Annotated in this window: 12 protein-coding genes, 9 tRNA genes and 1 pseudogene; 2 read left to right on the top strand and 20 right to left on the bottom strand. The window is 29.2% G+C overall.

Features of this window, described 5'->3' with window-relative positions; genetic code table 11:
- Window positions 1-12: 12 nt before the first annotated feature.
- From CVOLT_RS03125 to CVOLT_RS03085, 9 genes are all read right to left on the bottom strand, one after another.
- Window positions 13-2,199, bottom strand: coding sequence for a RelA/SpoT family protein (locus CVOLT_RS03125; protein WP_039665389.1), 2,187 nt, complete (start codon window positions 2,197-2,199; stop codon window positions 13-15).
- Window positions 2,183-2,401 carry a DNA-directed RNA polymerase subunit omega gene (locus CVOLT_RS03120; RefSeq protein WP_039665388.1) on the bottom strand — a complete coding sequence of 73 codons (219 nt, stop codon included), beginning with the start codon at window positions 2,399-2,401 and terminating at the stop codon, window positions 2,183-2,185. Before CVOLT_RS03120 ends, CVOLT_RS03125 begins: the two co-directional genes overlap by 17 nt.
- A 14-nt stretch (window positions 2,402-2,415) precedes the next feature.
- Complete coding sequence (gene pyrH, locus CVOLT_RS03115) at window positions 2,416-3,135, bottom strand: UMP kinase (protein ID WP_039665387.1); 720 nt, start codon at window positions 3,133-3,135, stop codon at window positions 2,416-2,418.
- A 56-nt stretch (window positions 3,136-3,191) separates the two neighbouring features.
- Window positions 3,192-4,373, bottom strand: coding sequence for a murein hydrolase activator EnvC family protein (locus tag CVOLT_RS03110; protein WP_039665386.1), 1,182 nt, complete (start codon window positions 4,371-4,373; stop codon window positions 3,192-3,194).
- Window positions 4,370-5,176: an ABC transporter permease gene (locus CVOLT_RS03105; RefSeq protein WP_039665385.1), complete on the bottom strand. Its 807-nt coding sequence runs from the start codon at window positions 5,174-5,176 to the stop codon at window positions 4,370-4,372. Before CVOLT_RS03105 ends, CVOLT_RS03110 begins: the two co-directional genes overlap by 4 nt.
- Window positions 5,163-5,819 carry a cell division ATP-binding protein FtsE gene (locus tag CVOLT_RS03100; protein ID WP_039666255.1) on the bottom strand — a complete coding sequence of 219 codons (657 nt, stop codon included), beginning with the start codon at window positions 5,817-5,819 and terminating at the stop codon, window positions 5,163-5,165. The genes CVOLT_RS03105 and CVOLT_RS03100 overlap by 14 nt, the downstream gene beginning before the upstream one ends.
- A 62-nt stretch (window positions 5,820-5,881) precedes the next feature.
- Complete coding sequence (gene trmB, locus CVOLT_RS03095; RefSeq protein ID WP_039665384.1) at window positions 5,882-7,072, bottom strand: tRNA (guanosine(46)-N7)-methyltransferase TrmB; 1,191 nt, start codon at window positions 7,070-7,072, stop codon at window positions 5,882-5,884.
- Window positions 7,072-8,283, bottom strand: coding sequence for a fibronectin type III domain-containing protein (locus CVOLT_RS03090; protein ID WP_039665383.1), 1,212 nt, complete (start codon window positions 8,281-8,283; stop codon window positions 7,072-7,074). Before CVOLT_RS03090 ends, trmB begins: the two co-directional genes overlap by 1 nt.
- Window positions 8,237-9,202 carry an RluA family pseudouridine synthase gene (locus tag CVOLT_RS03085; RefSeq protein WP_039665382.1) on the bottom strand — a complete coding sequence of 322 codons (966 nt, stop codon included), beginning with the start codon at window positions 9,200-9,202 and terminating at the stop codon, window positions 8,237-8,239. The genes CVOLT_RS03090 and CVOLT_RS03085 overlap by 47 nt, the downstream gene beginning before the upstream one ends.
- Before the next feature lie 71 nt (window positions 9,203-9,273).
- Between CVOLT_RS03085 and CVOLT_RS03080 the strand changes: the two genes are divergently transcribed.
- Window positions 9,274-10,383: an FtsW/RodA/SpoVE family cell cycle protein gene (locus tag CVOLT_RS03080; RefSeq protein WP_039665381.1), complete on the top strand. Its 1,110-nt coding sequence runs from the start codon at window positions 9,274-9,276 to the stop codon at window positions 10,381-10,383.
- Window positions 10,384-10,436: 53 nt separating this feature from the next.
- A tRNA-Ile gene (locus CVOLT_RS03075) sits at window positions 10,437-10,513 on the top strand.
- A 5-nt stretch (window positions 10,514-10,518) separates the two neighbouring features.
- Here CVOLT_RS03075 and CVOLT_RS03070 read toward each other — a convergent pair.
- The 11 genes and pseudogenes from CVOLT_RS03070 to CVOLT_RS03015 all read right to left on the bottom strand — a co-directional run bounded on the left by CVOLT_RS03070 (window position 10,519) and on the right by CVOLT_RS03015 (window position 16,189).
- Entirely contained in the window at window positions 10,519-11,340 is an 822-nt protein-coding gene (locus CVOLT_RS03070) for a hypothetical protein (RefSeq protein ID WP_039665380.1), read from the bottom strand.
- 80 nt (window positions 11,341-11,420) lie between these two features.
- Window positions 11,421-12,710, bottom strand: a pseudogene (locus CVOLT_RS08035) (hypothetical protein).
- A 606-nt stretch (window positions 12,711-13,316) separates the two neighbouring features.
- Window positions 13,317-13,392, bottom strand: a tRNA-Glu gene (locus CVOLT_RS03055).
- A 9-nt stretch (window positions 13,393-13,401) separates the two neighbouring features.
- A tRNA-Lys gene (locus CVOLT_RS03050) sits at window positions 13,402-13,477 on the bottom strand.
- A 2-nt stretch (window positions 13,478-13,479) separates the two neighbouring features.
- A tRNA-Asp gene (locus tag CVOLT_RS03045) sits at window positions 13,480-13,556 on the bottom strand.
- Between the two features lie 14 nt (window positions 13,557-13,570).
- Window positions 13,571-13,646: transfer RNA gene (locus CVOLT_RS03040), tRNA-Val, on the bottom strand.
- A gap of 14 nt (window positions 13,647-13,660) precedes the next feature.
- Window positions 13,661-13,736 (bottom strand) — tRNA-Lys (locus CVOLT_RS03035).
- A gap of 2 nt (window positions 13,737-13,738) precedes the next feature.
- Window positions 13,739-13,815, bottom strand: a tRNA-Asp gene (locus CVOLT_RS03030).
- 15 nt (window positions 13,816-13,830) lie between these two features.
- A tRNA-Val gene (locus CVOLT_RS03025) sits at window positions 13,831-13,906 on the bottom strand.
- Window positions 13,907-13,920: 14 nt separating this feature from the next.
- A tRNA-Lys gene (locus tag CVOLT_RS03020) sits at window positions 13,921-13,996 on the bottom strand.
- Window positions 13,997-14,080: 84 nt separating this feature from the next.
- Window positions 14,081-16,189 (bottom strand): polyribonucleotide nucleotidyltransferase, encoded by a 2,109-nt coding sequence (locus tag CVOLT_RS03015; protein ID WP_039665379.1) that lies wholly within the window; start codon window positions 16,187-16,189, stop codon window positions 14,081-14,083.
- Between the last annotated feature and the right edge of the window lie 29 nt (window positions 16,190-16,218).

Genomic DNA, 16,218 nt, shown 5'->3' with positions numbered 1-16,218 from the left:
AAAACCTTTTTTTTAGTGATTATTATATGCATCGTTTAAAGATATAAAATCTAAAATTTTATATCTTGCTTTTAATCTTTCTTTTACACTTTCTACATCAATATTACTTGGAAATTCAACCTGAATTTCAAAATAATTAGCCAAAACAGGTTCTGAGTCAGCTGAGTTAATATTTAAAAGATTAACTTGCATTTTAGCCAAAGTAGTCAAAAATTCAGCTAAAGAACCTTTTTTATTTTCAATAGAAACAATAATCTTATAACTTTTAATCGAACTATCACTCCAAAATGCAAACACCATTTCTTTATTTTCTTCAATCATTTTCATAGCTTGTTCGCATAATTTATGATGGATTATAGCTCCATTAGCCTGTCTGAAAGCAATGATTTCATCACCTCTTTTTGGCCTACAACAATAATCAAAGTCAATCGTTGTCATTTTATAATTAGATCCAATCACAATGCTTTCAAATTTTTGCTCTTTTTGTTCAAATTTATAAGCTTGATTATGATTTGCATATTTTCTAAGACACACAATTACTTCTTTAAAATAATTAAAATCCAAGGCAATTTGTCTTAATTTTTTACTAAATTTTTCCTTTTGAAGCCATTCTTCTATTACATTTGCTTTTTCATCAAAAACCGTAGAAAGAAGATTAATAGCGATTTTATGATTGAGCTCTTTTTTCTTTTGTTTGCAAAAATCTCTAATACTAGCTCTTGCCTTACCTGTTTTAACACTATCAATCCACGAACATCGATAAAATTCCTCTTCTGAAGTTTCAATACTAACAATATCCCCGTTTTTAAGCACTGTTAAAAGCGGAACTCTCATACGATTTACAAATGCAGTTTTAGCATGAAGTCCTACTTTTGTATGAACTTCATAAGCAAAATCAAGTGCGGTTGCTCCTCTTGGAAGGGTAAAAATTTCACCCTTTGGAGAATAAACTGCGATATCTTCTATATATAAACTATCTTTAGCATATTCATAAAGTTCTATAGCGTCAAAATTTTGAACATCTTCATTTTCTTTACCATGCATAGAAATATCAGCAAGCCAATCTAAATTTGGAGTGGCAATATTGCCTTCTTTATATTTCCAGTGCGCTGCTACACCAAATTCAGCAGTTTTGTGCATATCAAAGGTGCGAATTTGAGCTTCAATAATATTTTTTGCATCAAAAAGTGTGGTGTGTAAAGTCTGATATCCATTTTGTTTTGGCAAAGCAATATAATCTTTAAATCTTGAAATTAAAGGATTAAAATGAGTATGTAAAATTCCCAAAGCTAAGTAGCAATCATACACTTTTTCTACTAAAATTCTCACCCCTAAAAGATCTAGTACTTCTTCAAGCCCTACGCCTTTTCTTTGCATTTTAAGATAAATAGAATAATTATGCTTAATTCTTTTGTGGATTATAAAACTACCTTGTCTAAAGCCATTTTCTAAAAATAACATTTCAATTTTGGAAATAAACTCATTAAAACCTAGTTGAATTTGCTGATCTTTTGAGTTGATATAGTTATCAATTTGTGCAAATTCTTCTGGTAATAAAAATTTAAAACTTAAATCTTCAAGTAAATTTTTTATACTTGAAATTCCAAGTCTATGAGCAATAGGGGCATAAACCACTAAGGTTTCTTCGCTGATTCTTTTTTGCTTATCTTCTCTTAAATAATTGAGTGTAAGCATATTATGCAATCTATCGCAAAGTTTAATCACCAAAACACTTACATCTTCAACACCAACTAAAAGCATATTTCTAAAAGTTAAAGCAGATTTTGCAAGTTTTTCATTAGATCCTGATTGTATAAGATGATCTTCTCTTATACTAACAATTTTTGTTAGGCCTTGGACTAACTTAGTAACTTCTTCACCAAAATAAGATCTTAATTCATTTTCATCACACTTAGTATCTTCTAACACATCATGCAATAAAGCAGCAATAATCATAGATTCAACAGGACTCAAAAAAGCCACCAAAGAAGCTACTAATATAGGATGAACCGCATAAGGTTCTCCGCTTTTTCTAAATTGACCTTCGTGTTTTTGTATGCAAAAATCAACAGCTTGCTTTAAAGCTTGTGTTTTTGGAAAAACCAAAAATAAAATATCTTTAGCTTTTTGCAAATCTTTGCAATTTTTTATATCTTCAACAAGTTTATCTAGCAATAACTCATCATTTACTAGTTTCAATAAAACCCTCTAAAGCAATTTTATCTTCAGCTATTTCATATAAAGCAATATCTGTATATTTGTATTTATTTTTATCTAAATTTACTAAAGCTTCTGCACCATTAGCTAGCTCTTCAGCTCTTTTTGCTACAACTAACGCTAATTTATATCTATCATCTTTCATTTTTTTAAGTGCTTGTGCAGCTATTTGTTCTACTCTCATTTTTTTCCTTTATATTAATTTTTAACAATAGAGCATGAGCTCATATCGCCTCTAATAATTTTAAGTAAATTTCCTTCTTTAAACATATTACACACTATAATAGGCAAAGCATTATCCTTTGCTAAAGCTATAGCAGTATCATCCATAACTTTTATATTATCATGCAAAGCTCTTTCATAGCTTAATTCATTTAACATTTTAGCATCATTAAATTTATTTGGATCTTTATCAAAAATTCCATCTACTTTAGTAGCTTTAATAATCACATCAGCTTGAATTTCAACAGCTCTTAAAGTCGCTGCTGTATCGGTTGTAAAATAAGGATTTCCTGTCCCACAAGCAAAAATAACTATGCGACCTTTTTCTAAATGCCTATGAGCTCTTCTCATGATATATGTTTCACAAAAAGCTTCCATTTGTATAGCACTTTGCACCCTTACATCCAAACCAGCACTTTCTAAGGCTTCTTGCATAGCTATGGAATTAATCACCGTAGCAAGCATACCCATATGATCTCCACTAGTTCGCTTTATAAGTCCATCTCTTGCAGCAGAAACTCCTCTAATAATATTTCCACCACCAATTACTATACCTACTTCAACACCTTCATTTATTAAACTTTTAATCTCAGAAGCTATATATTTTAAAATAGAATTTTCAATACCAAATCCATTTTTACCTGCCAAAGCTTCTCCAGAAAATTTAACCAAAACTCTTTTCTTCTTGTGACTCATAAAATCTCTCCTTTGAACACAAAACTATATCAAAAATCGGATTAAAAAAAACTAATTTACCTAATCATCTCTAAAGGATTTATGTGATAATTTTTTTGAGTTACTTCAAAAGTTAAATCACTCTCTACCCTTCCAATGATATACCCTTTTTTGATATTTCTTCCTACTTTAACTCCTGGTGCAATTTTATCTAAATGCGCATAAATTGTATGAATTCCATCTTTGTTTTCTACAATCACAACTTTTTTTAAAGTCGGTGTAGATTTTGCAAAAACTACTTTACCATCTAAAACATTTTTCACTGCTGCATCTGGAGTAGTGCTTTTTAATACCACATTTTCATTATAAATTTTTATATTGTATATAGGATCAACATAGTTTCCAAATTTTTGCTTAACACTATATGATTCCAAAGGAGCAATGGTTTTTTCACCACTATAACGCTTAACACTACTTGTTTGAAAACTCGTGCCAGCTTGCTGTTTAGAAGTATCTTTAGGTTTATTTTTTTCTTGTTTTTGGGCTATTTTTTTCTCATCTTCTTTTTCTTTAATGATTTTTAATTGGCTTAAAGTTTTTCTTAATTCTTGTTGTTGTTCTTGCAAAGATGATAATTTTCGCGTATAAATTTCTTTATCAGTCTTTTGCTTTGCAATTTCCATTTCTTGTTTTTTTCTTAAATTTTTAAGCTCGTCAATTTGTTTTTTATACTCTTTTAAATTGGTATTAATAGTAGAAATTTGATTTTGTTTTTCTTCTATTTTTTTAGTCACATCTTCATAATCTTTAGAAATTTTTCGAAATTCTTCATTAAAAATTTTATCTAAATTACTCACTACTTCTAAAGCTATAATGCTATCTTCACTTTCTATATAATTTTGTGGAATAGCCAAATCATAAGCAAAATCTTTAGCTATTAAATCAATCAATTTACTCTCAATGGTATTTTTATTTTTTAATAAATCTTTGTTTTGATTGTTTAATTGCTCTAAAGCTTTAATTTGAATTTTTACAGAACTTTCTAATTTTGAAGTTTTATTGCTCAAAGTATTAATCTCTGATGCAATTTTTTTTAGATTTTTTTCATTATCTAAAATCTCACTTGCTAAATCTTCAAGTTTTTTTGAAAGTTGTTTGACAATCCTTTCATTTTCTTTGATATCTTTTTGCTTTTGCGCAATCTCATTGGAAAACCCTAAAGAAATAAAAATACAAAAAAGCAAAAAGCATTTTTTCATTTTCTAACCTTAAACATCACAAAATTAACACATAAAAAGCACACTGCAAGCATTGCTATAAAAATCAAAGCTAAGTGTGAAAAAATATTTATTTTAGGAAGACTTATATCTACTCCTTGTAAAACTAGCTTGATTGACTCAAGATCATACACTTGAGTAAAAAATACAACTAAAAGCAAAAATGCTACAAAACAATCAATCAAAACTATCTTATAAAGCATAAAAGATCTAAACCAAAAAGGAGCCCCAAATAAACACATAATCTCTACTCTTTGAGTATGTTCAAAAAGCCAAATTTTCATTTGTTTTAACAACAACACAAAGCTTAATAAAATAATAATAAACAAGAAAAACCAAAGTAAAAATTTAACCAAAACAAGTAATTTATAAATTTTTGTATGAGTTTTTGCAAAAGTTTCTACTTTGACTATATTAGAATTTTGTAAAAGTTTATTTTTTAAAGAATCAAGTTCATCATTAGATAGTAACTTACTAAGTTTTAAGGTATAAAATTTAGGCAAAGTTGATTTTAAAACTTCTAAATTTTTTGAAGAAATATCATTTTTAAGCCTATCAAGCATTAAATTTGGGTCTAAAATTTCTATAGATTTAAAATGTTCAATTTGCCCTTGTATGGACTTTTGATCCAAAGATGTCTTTGAAACTAATATGATATTATAATCTTTATTTAACAAGCTCTCATAATGTTCTATAGTTTTATTAGTGATGATTAAAAACTCAAAAGCAAACATCATAACCATTAAAGCAAAAATTAAAGAAAGATGATTTTTAAGCGATTTCATTCATCCTCCCATTTTCTATATTAAAGCGACGATAATCAAGTCTTAAATTTGTAGGAATTCTATGTGTAACCACCACTACGCAAGTTCCAAGTAATTCTCTGGCTGATTTTAACAAAGTCCATATAATATCAGAAGAATATTCATCCAAGTTTCCTGTTGGTTCATCACACAAAAGAAGTTTTGGATTATGCGCTAAAGCTCTTGCCATAGCAACTCGTTGTTGTTCTCCTCCTGAAAGTTGAGCTGGTTTTTTATCTGCTTTAAAGGTTAAATTTACATGTTTTAAAAGTTTAGCAGCTTGTTCTTTGCATATATTTTTACTATAACCTTTGATCATTAAAGGTAGCATTACATTTTTTTCTACACTAAATTCTTGAATCAAGCGATAATCTTGAAAAATAATCCCTATTTTTTGTCTAAATTGCAAAAGCTGTGCATTAGAAATATCTATCAAATCACTACCGCACACTTTTAAACTCCCGCCAATTGGCTCTAAATCTCCATAAAAAGACTTAAGTAAGGTTGATTTTCCACTACCGCTTTTACCTGTAATAAAAACAAAATCATTATCTTTTAGCGAAAAACTAGCATTTTCTATAACAAGCTCATCATAACCAAGACAAAGCTTTTTAGCTTCTATCATCACTATATTTTCCTTAAAAAATCAATTTTTCAAATAATAAACAATTTTCATAAACAAAATATTTAATTTTTATAAAAACATAAAATTTCTCTTAATTTTTCCATGGCTCTTAAATTTTCTTTTGTTTTAAATGGTTTTCCAAATATAAATTCTACTCCATTTAAATCTAATTTTATATAAATATGCTCAGGCTTATAAAACGCTCCAAATGCGATTTTAATGATATTTCCATCTTTGGTTTTATAAATATTTTCAAGATGTAAAAAATAATCTTGCCCTTTAAATACTTCATTTTTAAATTTGCGCTCAATTTGCATTAGTTCTTCTTGATTAAAATTCATATCTTCTATGGCAAATTTTTCAAAAGAACTTAGCTCTTTACTTTCGTCAAATCCACTAATAATTAAATCATATATATCTTTATTTTGTTTTTTCCAACGATCTTCGTATTTACTTGAAATTTCTAAATTTTCATTCTTTTTAACAAGAGCATTTAAACAAGGCAATTGCAAAAACGAATTTAAAGTAAAATCAAAATACAAAAAACTATCTGTTCTAAGCTCGAATTTTCCATCTTTTTTCAAAACCCTAGCACATTCATTGACAAAATTTTCTCCTACAACTCTTCTGTGTGGCTTTTTATCCCAAGGAACTGGAAAATGAAGAAAAATTTTATCTATTAAATTAGACTTTAAAACACTTAATAATAATCTAGCATCAGTTTGAATCAATAATATATTTGTGATATTTTGACTTAAAGCTAATTTTGCAACTTGCTCAAGCGCTGGAGTATAAATTTCAACCCCAATTACCAAAATATCAGGATTATTTTTAGCTTGATAAAGCAAATGCCTACCACTTCCAAAGCCTATTTCTATATAAATTTTTTCTTTATTGTAAATTTGCTCAAGCAATTCTTTTAAAGAATTAGCAATTAAAGAAGTTTTTTTCACTAACCTTGTATGTTTTAAGGCAATTGCTTCATTTAAAATATCTTGGGTAAAACTTTGTTTAAATACCATCAAAGCTTTTTGCAAATACCCAATCTGAGAAGGCTTAGTATGTTTTTCACCTTTAATTAGCCACTCTTTTTTTTGTTTATCTTGTTTAATTTGTAGAAAAAATTTTTCTTGCTCAATGCGTGTAAAGATTAATTGCACATTTTCACCATAAGCAGACCATAAAAATTCAACTCCATCTTTTTCAAAAGGGAGTTGAATATCATTTAATCTTTTACATTTAAAATTTGGCATTATTTAGCTGCTGTAAATTTATTTGATGGTTTTGACTCTATACCATTAGCATCAATTGCTATAACCTCATAGCTATAAACTTTTCCTGGTAAAGCTGTGATATCTTTTAATTGCTTAGATTTAATCTCCTTAAATACTGCACTACTTCCACCACCTGTTCTTTTTACTATATATTCTCGCGCTCTATCATCATTATCTATCCATTCTACTTTAATGCCATCATCCTCAACAGCACACAAAACTATATTTGGAGCTAAAGGTGCACCTAAAGTAATGCCCTCAATAGGTTCACTCATCAATGGACTTTCTAAACCATCTTTATCTACCATGCTTACCTTATAATATCTTTTTTCGCTTACACCATTGATTACATCTTCATAGGTATTTTCAGCAGTTTTTGCCACAACACTTAAAGGCAATAAAGTATTAGAACCTGAATAAATTTTATAATAAGCAAAATCTGCATAATCAATTTTATCCCAAGTTAAAATGATTTTTTTAGGTGCATCTTTACTAGCTTTTAAATTTGCAACCATAGGAGGCAAAGCTTTTGTGGTAGATTCTACTATTTTACTTGGCGGACTTTTTATACCATCATAAGTTAGTGCTATGATTCTATATTGAAAGCTTTCATCTGATTTTAAAGAATCATCGATATACTCGGCACTTAGACGATTTTTAACCTTAGCAAGTTCTTTAAATTTCATATCTTTCATATTGGCTCGTTCAACAATATATGAATTTACCCTAAGATCAGGATGTGGTCTCCATACTATCTTTACACGATTTGGCAAACCCACTATAGCTTGAGCAAAAGGAACTGGATCAATTACTCTAGTTGTATAAGCTTCTATACTCATTCCATCTGGTGAAACTTGACCAAGTTCATTATAAGTTTTCATGGAATAATAATATTTTGTATTTGGCTCTAAATTAGTATCTGTATAATGGGTTTGAAATTTATTATCTATTTTTGCTATAAGCTCCATTGGAGCACCAACTGAACTTGCTCTATATAGATAAAAACCTGCTATATTTTGATCATATAAAGGCTCCCATTCAAAGGCTATACTGGTAATATCTGAAATACTTTTGATATTAGATATCTTTGGCAAACCTTCGTTAATTTGAGCTATTTTTGGTGAACTAACGGTGCTACAAGCGCTAAAAGCCAAAGCTACGCTTAAGATAACTAAGTGAAATTTTTTCATCAATCTCTCCTTGAGTAAAATTTTCTTTCAATATCTGCTTAAAATCATCAAACATCGGAGCATTTACAAACAAAAGCTCTTTTGTTCTTGGATGTATAAAATATATCAAATATGCATGAAGCATTACTCTATTATACTTTATTTTTCCTTTATATCCATATAAATCATCTCCTAAAATATAACGATTAAAATCAGCCAAATGCACTCTAATTTGATGGGTTCTACCTGTATATAACTTCGCTCCAATTAAAGCACATTTGCTAGAATTTAATAAATTTAAAAATTCAGTCTTTGCACTTTTTGCGTGAGAATTTAAAATATCTTTTGTTGTAATTTTTTTTAATCTATTATTAGGACATCTAATGATAGCTTTTTCATTGCACATTTTATCTTCTTTTAATGGTAAATCACACAAAGCAAGATAAATTCTTCCCATGCTTTTGTCTAAAAGCTGCTGAGCTAAAAATTGATGGGCTTGATTATTTTTAGCTATTATGATTGCACCACTTGTGCCTTTATCTAATCTATGCACAAGCCCTGCTCTATGCTCTCCATTTAAATTTGATAACGCATATCCTCTTAATAAAAGCCAATCAACCAAAGTAGCTTCTTTCACACTACTTGCGCCATGAACTACGATATTTGGTCCTTTATTTAATATCAACACATCATCATCTTCATATAAAATTTCTATATCAAATTTAGGAATGTATTGTTGGTGTATTGTTTTAATTTGAGGAAAATTGATATAAATTTCATCTTTACATTTAACTTTATAAGAGTTTTTATCAATTTTTTTGTTATTTATACTTACTAAATTATCTTTAATCATTTTTGAAATTTGTGAGCGACTTTGATTTAGCACTTTGGATAATAAAATGTCAAGTCTTTCTTCAAAAAGTGATGAAAATTTAAGCATCTTTGATATTTCCTTAGAATAAAATTTGCAATTTTAGCATATAATTACAAAACATTTCACAAAGGATTATTTTGATAAAGCTTGATAGAAGAATTTTAACTCACTTTGATTTTGTTCAGCCTATACTTATTCTTCCTATTATTGCTATATCTTTTCTTTTGATATATGAAGCAGATGTGCGTTTAGCTGAAAAACAACTTGTATATACTTTAGTCGGATTTGCTGGATTTGCTTTTTTCTTTTTTATCCCGCTTAGAAAATTAGCATGGCTTATACCTGTTATTTATTGGATTAATATAGTTTTGCTTTTAAGTGTTGATATATTTGGTGTTGAAAAATTAGGGGCTAGAAGATGGCTTAATGTGCCTTTTACTGATTTTACCATACAACCTTCTGAAATTTTTAAATCCTCTTTTATATTAATGCTAGCTTATATAATCTATCAAAATCCACCACCGCAAAATGGTTATGGTTTAAAACAATTTTTAAAATTGAGTTTTTATATCTTGCTTCCGTTTTTACTCATAGCAGGAGAACCCGATCTTGGAACTGCTTTGATACTGCTGATAGTAGGCTATGGAATGCTTTTTATCATAGGAGTAAATTATAAAATTTGGCTTACTATTTTTATAGCTATAGCTGTGGCTTCCCCTATTATTTATAGTGACTTTTTAAAACCTTATCAAAAACAAAGAATTCATGATTTTTTAGCCGAAGAACCAAGCTATCATGTTAAACAATCCATCATTGCCATAGGAAGTGGCGGATTAACCGGAAAACAAGCTGATGAGGCTACACAAACTCATTTTAAATTTTTGCCTATTTCAACTAGTGATTTTATCTTTGCTTATACGGTTGAAAGGTTTGGTTTTATAGGTGCAGTGGTAATTATACTTCTTTATATTTTGCTTATATTTCACCTACTTAGCTTAAACTACAAGCTTAAAGATGATTATTTTACAAGAGTGATTACTAATTGTATTGCATTATTTGTATTTTTATATGTTGCTGTTAATATATCTATGACTATTGGATTTGCGCCTGTTGTTGGGATTCCTATGCCATTTTTTAGTCACGGGGGAAGTTCTTTTACCACCTTTATGATATTTTTTGGGATCTTGCAAAATTTAATTACCTTTAGATATCTAGCCATTGAAAAAGCAGTAAAAATAAAATTCTAAATTTAAATTAAGAAAAAAAAGATATAATACGATTTCATTTTTAACTTTCTGGCGGATTTATAGCTCAGTTGGTTAGAGCAACCGGCTCATAACCGGTTGGTCGCAGGTTCGAGTCCTGCTAAATCCACCATTTACTTACTTCAATCTCACATTCATAATCATATTAGATAAAAAGATACTATCTTTATCAAAGCTTTTTAAGCTATATTCTAGTTTTAAGTATCTTTTTTGTATATCTTGCATTAAAGTTGAAAGATTGTATAAACTTAAACTTTCTAATATATTTATAAGCTCTATTTTACTTAAAGTATTAAAATCATTTAATAAGCTAAGATAATTACTTACAATAGAAGAAGAATTTATACTATTAAATACAATTTTATTTTTTATATCTTCTTTAATAAAAAATTGATTATTTTTTATATAAAAATAATCTTTAAGATGATGATTACTTAATATTTGATTATAAAAACTTAAAAGGCTTTCTTTACTATTTAAGTCAATAAAATTTAAAAATATATTTTCTTTTAATAATACTTCTTGTAATTGTTTTAAGTTTTTAAAAGCTTGATTTATACTAGAAGTATTTTTTAAAGCATAAATGATATTATCATCTTTAGAAATTTTTCTATTAATATTATATTGTAATAAAGGATTTTTATAAAGTGTATCACTATTGATTAAGATATTGATATGAAAAGATTCTTTTATATCAATATGTTTTTTAATATGTAAAAATTCTAAAATATTTAAAAAAGCATTAGGTATGTAAAATTGATCTAAACTAAGTTGTAAAAAATGATTAATATTATGCATAGAAAAAATATCATTATCTTTAATCAAATCATCTTTATTTAGATTAAATAACATAACTCCACCAAAACCCAATAAGCTTAAATTTTTTAAATTCTCTAAAGCTTTTCTTTTTTCTAAATCAATTTGAAGTATTTTTTGCATTGTTTTTCCTTTTTCTTTAATTAACCTACATATAAACCATCTTCCATTATTATAGTAGTGGCTAATGAAATTCATTATTTTTACTCTTTTATATTATGCTCTTTAGCATAAGCTAGTATTTTAGCTCGAAGTTCTTGCGGAAAATTATATCTATATATGGCAGGAATTCTTGGATCAAGGAGTTTATCAAGCTTATGTCTTTTATAATACCATTCTAGATTTTCAGGAGTAAAATAATAAGGTGTATTAGGATAACCTTGAGGAGGAGTGAGAGCTGCTAGCTAAGAGAATCCATATATAGTTTTGCTTCTTCTTTAGTCCAATCATTGGGAATATCTGTATTGTAAAATGCAACAGAACCTCTACGATATGCCCACATTTCGCGATTAAACTCTTTCCTACTCTCTGGAGTAGAATCTATATCTCTTGAATCTTTTAATTTACCTTTTAAAACATCGTTATCTAAAGATCTAATAGCTTTACCATCAGCATCATCTGCAAATTCATATTCTGTTAAATCAATAATCCAATCTACTCCCATAATCTCATCTATAAAAGGAAGCATACCAAATTCATCAGGTTTTAAAGTCTTAGCTAAGGTTTTAATCTCTTGTTCTCTTAAAGGATTTTTATGCACTCCTACTAAACCACTTCCTACAGCAATATCTGCATAACCATAAATAGCACCTAATAAATTAGGTTTATCTAATATACTACTTCCTCCACTTAATTGTATATAAAGTATAGTAGCTTGGATAAATCTTGCATTAAAACCATTTTGAAACATATCATTAGCTAGATATTTATAATCACCTAATATTCCTGCTGCCATACCCCATTCATTATGAAATAAACTTGATCTTAGATTATGTTTATTATCATCTACTATTTTATATAATTTTTCATATTTAGGATCTACATTTCCTTTTTCATCTACAGCTCCTATAGCTTCATAAGGTATATCTATAACAACACTTCTTATACCACTTCTTATAACTAAATACTTATATCTTTCTTTTTTAGTTTTTAGTGAGTTATAATAAGCTTTTTCTGCTTTAGTCCAAGGAGCTATAGCTCCTTTAATAGGATCTTTTAAATAAATACTTTGCCAATCTTTAAATTCAAGTAAAGTAGAACTTTGCCCTGTGTAAAGATTAGGATCTAAATATCTAGGTTGATAATCTTTGTAGGGAGAGTTTTGTTTGATATTGTGTGCTTCAAAAAAGGGCTTTAGAATATTCTTGGGTGTATTTGCCTACTTCACGCCCATCTTTTCTTTTATCAAATATAATTTGATTTGTATTTTTATCAACTTCTAATATAAGTCCATTAGAAGTATAAATCTCGTAAATATCTTTATTACCGCTCATTATTTATCCTTTCGTCCTATATACAAACCATCTTCCATGATTATAGTCGTGGCTAGTCTGCCTATGAATTTAGAGCATTTTTTAAATTAAATAAAGATATAATTATATTTTTTGGATTTAATATAGCATATTAAGGCTTTTAAAACTTTTTATTATATAAATTTATAATCTTAGAATATACAAAAAATCAAATGAACAATCGACAATATCTTTTGCATTAAATTTTATTTCAATATCAAAAATTTTATTGTTAATTTGGATAATTTTAAAATATTTATTTTTATATCTAGTGTTTTAAATAAGTTTATTTTATAACATTTATAGATTCGCAATAAAATAAATAAAATACATTTTCAAACATACAACTTTACTTGTAAAATTTTTATTTTTAAACTATATATCAACAAAATTGCCACACAGATTAATACCATAGAGTAAAATATAAATTCTCTTGTGTATTTTATACTCTATATTTATAATTGATAATATAATAATATTTATTAATATAATACATATTATAAAAAATAAATAAACCCAGATATAGTAGTATAAACATACCAAATAAAACCCGAGTATAAAGTTAAATAATATTGTTTCCTAGTTATATGGCGACCCCTAGAGGATTTGAACCTCTGTTATCACACAGAGAGAGTGATGTCCTTAGCCGCTAGACGAAAGGGTCATTTAGCAGTGGTGTCCCGTGTTGGATTCGAACCAACGGCCCCCTCCTTAAAAGGGAGATGCTCTACCGGCTGAGCTAACGAGACAATGGCGCGGCGGACGGGGCTCGAACCCGCGACCTCCGGCGTGACAGGCCGATATTCTAACCAGCTGAACTACCGCCGCAACCAAAAAAAGGATGGTGGTCACTATAAGACTCGAACTTATGACATCCACCTTGTAAGGGTGGCGCTCTACCAACTGAGCTAAGCGACCAAAAAAGACATTAGTGGTGTCCCGTGTTGGATTCGAACCAACGGCCCCCTCCTTAAAAGGGAGATGCTCTACCGGCTGAGCTAACGAGACAATGGCGCGGCGGACGGGGCTCGAACCCGCGACCTCCGGCGTGACAGGCCGATATTCTAACCAGCTGAACTACCGCCGCAACCAAAAAAAAGGATGGTGGTCACTATAAGACTCGAACTTATGACATCCACCTTGTAAGGGTGGCGCTCTACCAACTGAGCTAAGCGACCAAAAAAGACATTAGTGGTGTCCCGTGTTGGATTCGAACCAACGGCCCCCTCCTTAAAAGGGAGATGCTCTACCGGCTGAGCTAACGAGACAGCAAAAAAAATGAAATTATGCCAAAAGAAAAGTTTTTTGTCAAGAAAATAGACAAAAAACAAAGCTTTTATAACTTAAATTTACTAAGCTAAATCTAAAGAGACCTTGCCATTTTTAATCTCTAAAACTTTCACTTTTACTTCATTACCAAGCTCTAATTTTTCTTTGATCTTAGAATTGTGCAATAAACCATCTACACCATCTTTTAATCCTACAAAAACACCAAAATCAACTACTTTTTGCACCACACCTATAAACTCTTCACCGATTTCAAATTTAGGCATTTCTTTTTTATCCCTTTTTTTATTGGTATTTTTTGAGTGAATTAAATTTAAAATATATTCTTTGCTTTGCTCGATCATTTCTTTATTTGATCCAGAAATTTTTACTTCACCTTTATCCCTATCTAAATCAATGCTGACTTCAAATTTTTCAATAATTTCTTTTATGGTTTTTCCACCTTGACCTATAATGTCTGGAATTTTATTTGAATCTATATTGAAAATTTCTATTTTTGGAAGTATAGCTTCATTTATGATTATTTTAGAATTTGCTTCTTGCATTAAATTTAAAATATAAGCTCTTGCTTCTTTTGCTTGATATAAAGCTTCTTGTAATACCTTTTGCTCTATACCACCTAACTTAATATCCATTTGCAAAGCAGTGATACCTTCTAAACTTCCAGCAACTTTAAAATCCATATCTCCATCATGATCTTCAAGTCCCATAATATCAGTTAATATAGCATATTTATCTTCTTCAAAAATAAGCCCCATAGCCACACCTGCTACTAATTTTACACTAGGAACGCCTGCAGCTTTTAAAGCCAAAGAACCACCACAAACTGTAGCCATAGAGCTTGATCCATTACTTTCTAAAATTTCTGAAACCAAACGAATAGTATGTGCATAATCATTATCCACACTAGGATGCAAAGCCCTTTTTGCCAAATTTCCATGTCCTAGCTCTCTTCTACCTGGAGCTTTTATAGGACTTGCTTCGCCTACTGAAAATCCTGGAAAATTATAATTAACCATAAATTTTTCACATATTGGATTTTTTTCTGTAAGCATATCTGACATTTGCGCATCATTATCCCCACCCAAAGTAGCTACAACCAAAGCTTGAGTTTGCCCTCTAGTAAATAAGCAAGATCCATGTGCGCTTGGTAAGATATTAGTTTCAATATCAATCTTTCTAATATCTTTTAAACCCCTACCATCAGCTCTTTTACCATCATTTATAATTTGTGCTCTAACAATTTCCCTTTTGCACACATGTAAAGCTTTTTGGATATCTTCTAAAGTCCATTCTTTTTCAACAGCAATGTTTTCTTTTTCAATTTCTTTAGCAATTTGAAAAATTTCACTTGCTCTTTCGCTTTTTGCCATTTGATTAATGGCTATTTTGAGTTTAGTTAGATATGAATTTTTAACAAAATTGATCAATTCTTCATTATCATTTTCAACTTTATACTCAAGATTTGAATTTTTTCTATAAGCAGCAAAAGCTTTTTCATAAGCATTAGAACCTCTTAATATAGCATTACTTGCAAAATTTAGCGCTCTTAAAGTCTCATCTTCGCTAAGCTCATTCATAAAATGCACACCATCTTTTTTACCAGCTAAAGCTCTCATCTCTATCATTAAAAGCTCATCTTTAACACCTGCTACATAAAGATCTAAGGTGCTAGATTTTAACTCGCTATTGCTTGGATTTAAAACAAATTCATCATTAATTTTACCTATTCTTACCCCACAAACTGGAGCTTTGATTGCAATGTCACTTAAATATAACGCAACACTTGCTGCATTTAAACTCATAACCTGCAAATCTACTTCACTATCAGCAGAAAGAACCATCACCACAATTTGCGTTGGATAGGCATATCCTTTTGGAAATAATGGTCTTAAACTTCTATCAATTATCCTTGCACTTAATGTCTCATAATCACTTGGTTTGGTTTCTCTTTTGACATACCCACCTGGAATTTTACCCGCAGCATATGCTTTTTCAATATATTGAACAGTAAGAGGTAGAAAATCTTCTTCTACCATTTTATCTTCTCTAGCAACGGTTGCTAAAACAACAGCATTTTTTTCTCTCATTAAAACAGCTCCAGCTACTTGCTTGGCAACTTTATCCGTTTCAAAAATTTCTATATGATTATTGATATTTAATACATGTTCCATGATTTTTCCTTGATATTTGTTATAGGCAA

This window comes from Campylobacter volucris, from assembly GCF_008245045.1.
GTDB lineage: Bacteria > Campylobacterota > Campylobacteria > Campylobacterales > Campylobacteraceae > Campylobacter_D > Campylobacter_D volucris.
The sequence above is the reverse complement of the archived record's forward strand: the minus strand, read 5'-3'. Positions and strand labels throughout refer to the sequence as shown.

What these genes read in the sequence shown, in the direction of transcription:
- CVOLT_RS03120 (WP_039665388.1), bottom strand. Translation starts at nt 2,401, where the DNA reads ATGAGAGTAGAACAAATAGCTGCACAAGCACTTAAAAAAATGAAAGAT.
- pyrH (WP_039665387.1), bottom strand. Translation starts at nt 3,135, where the DNA reads ATGAGTCACAAGAAGAAAAGAGTTTTGGTTAAATTTTCTGGAGAAGCT.
- CVOLT_RS03110 (WP_039665386.1), bottom strand. Translation starts at nt 4,373, where the DNA reads ATGAAAAAATGCTTTTTGCTTTTTTGTATTTTTATTTCTTTAGGGTTT.
- CVOLT_RS03105 (WP_039665385.1), bottom strand. Translation starts at nt 5,176, where the DNA reads ATGAAATCGCTTAAAAATCATCTTTCTTTAATTTTTGCTTTAATGGTT.
- CVOLT_RS03100 (WP_039666255.1), bottom strand. Translation starts at nt 5,819, where the DNA reads ATGATAGAAGCTAAAAAGCTTTGTCTTGGTTATGATGAGCTTGTTATA.
- trmB (WP_039665384.1), bottom strand. Translation starts at nt 7,072, where the DNA reads ATGCCAAATTTTAAATGTAAAAGATTAAATGATATTCAACTCCCTTTT.
- CVOLT_RS03090 (WP_039665383.1), bottom strand. Translation starts at nt 8,283, where the DNA reads ATGAAAAAATTTCACTTAGTTATCTTAAGCGTAGCTTTGGCTTTTAGC.
- CVOLT_RS03085 (WP_039665382.1), bottom strand. Translation starts at nt 9,202, where the DNA reads ATGCTTAAATTTTCATCACTTTTTGAAGAAAGACTTGACATTTTATTA.
- CVOLT_RS03070 (WP_039665380.1), bottom strand. Translation starts at nt 11,340, where the DNA reads ATGCAAAAAATACTTCAAATTGATTTAGAAAAAAGAAAAGCTTTAGAG.
- CVOLT_RS03015 (WP_039665379.1), bottom strand. Translation starts at nt 16,189, where the DNA reads ATGGAACATGTATTAAATATCAATAATCATATAGAAATTTTTGAAACG.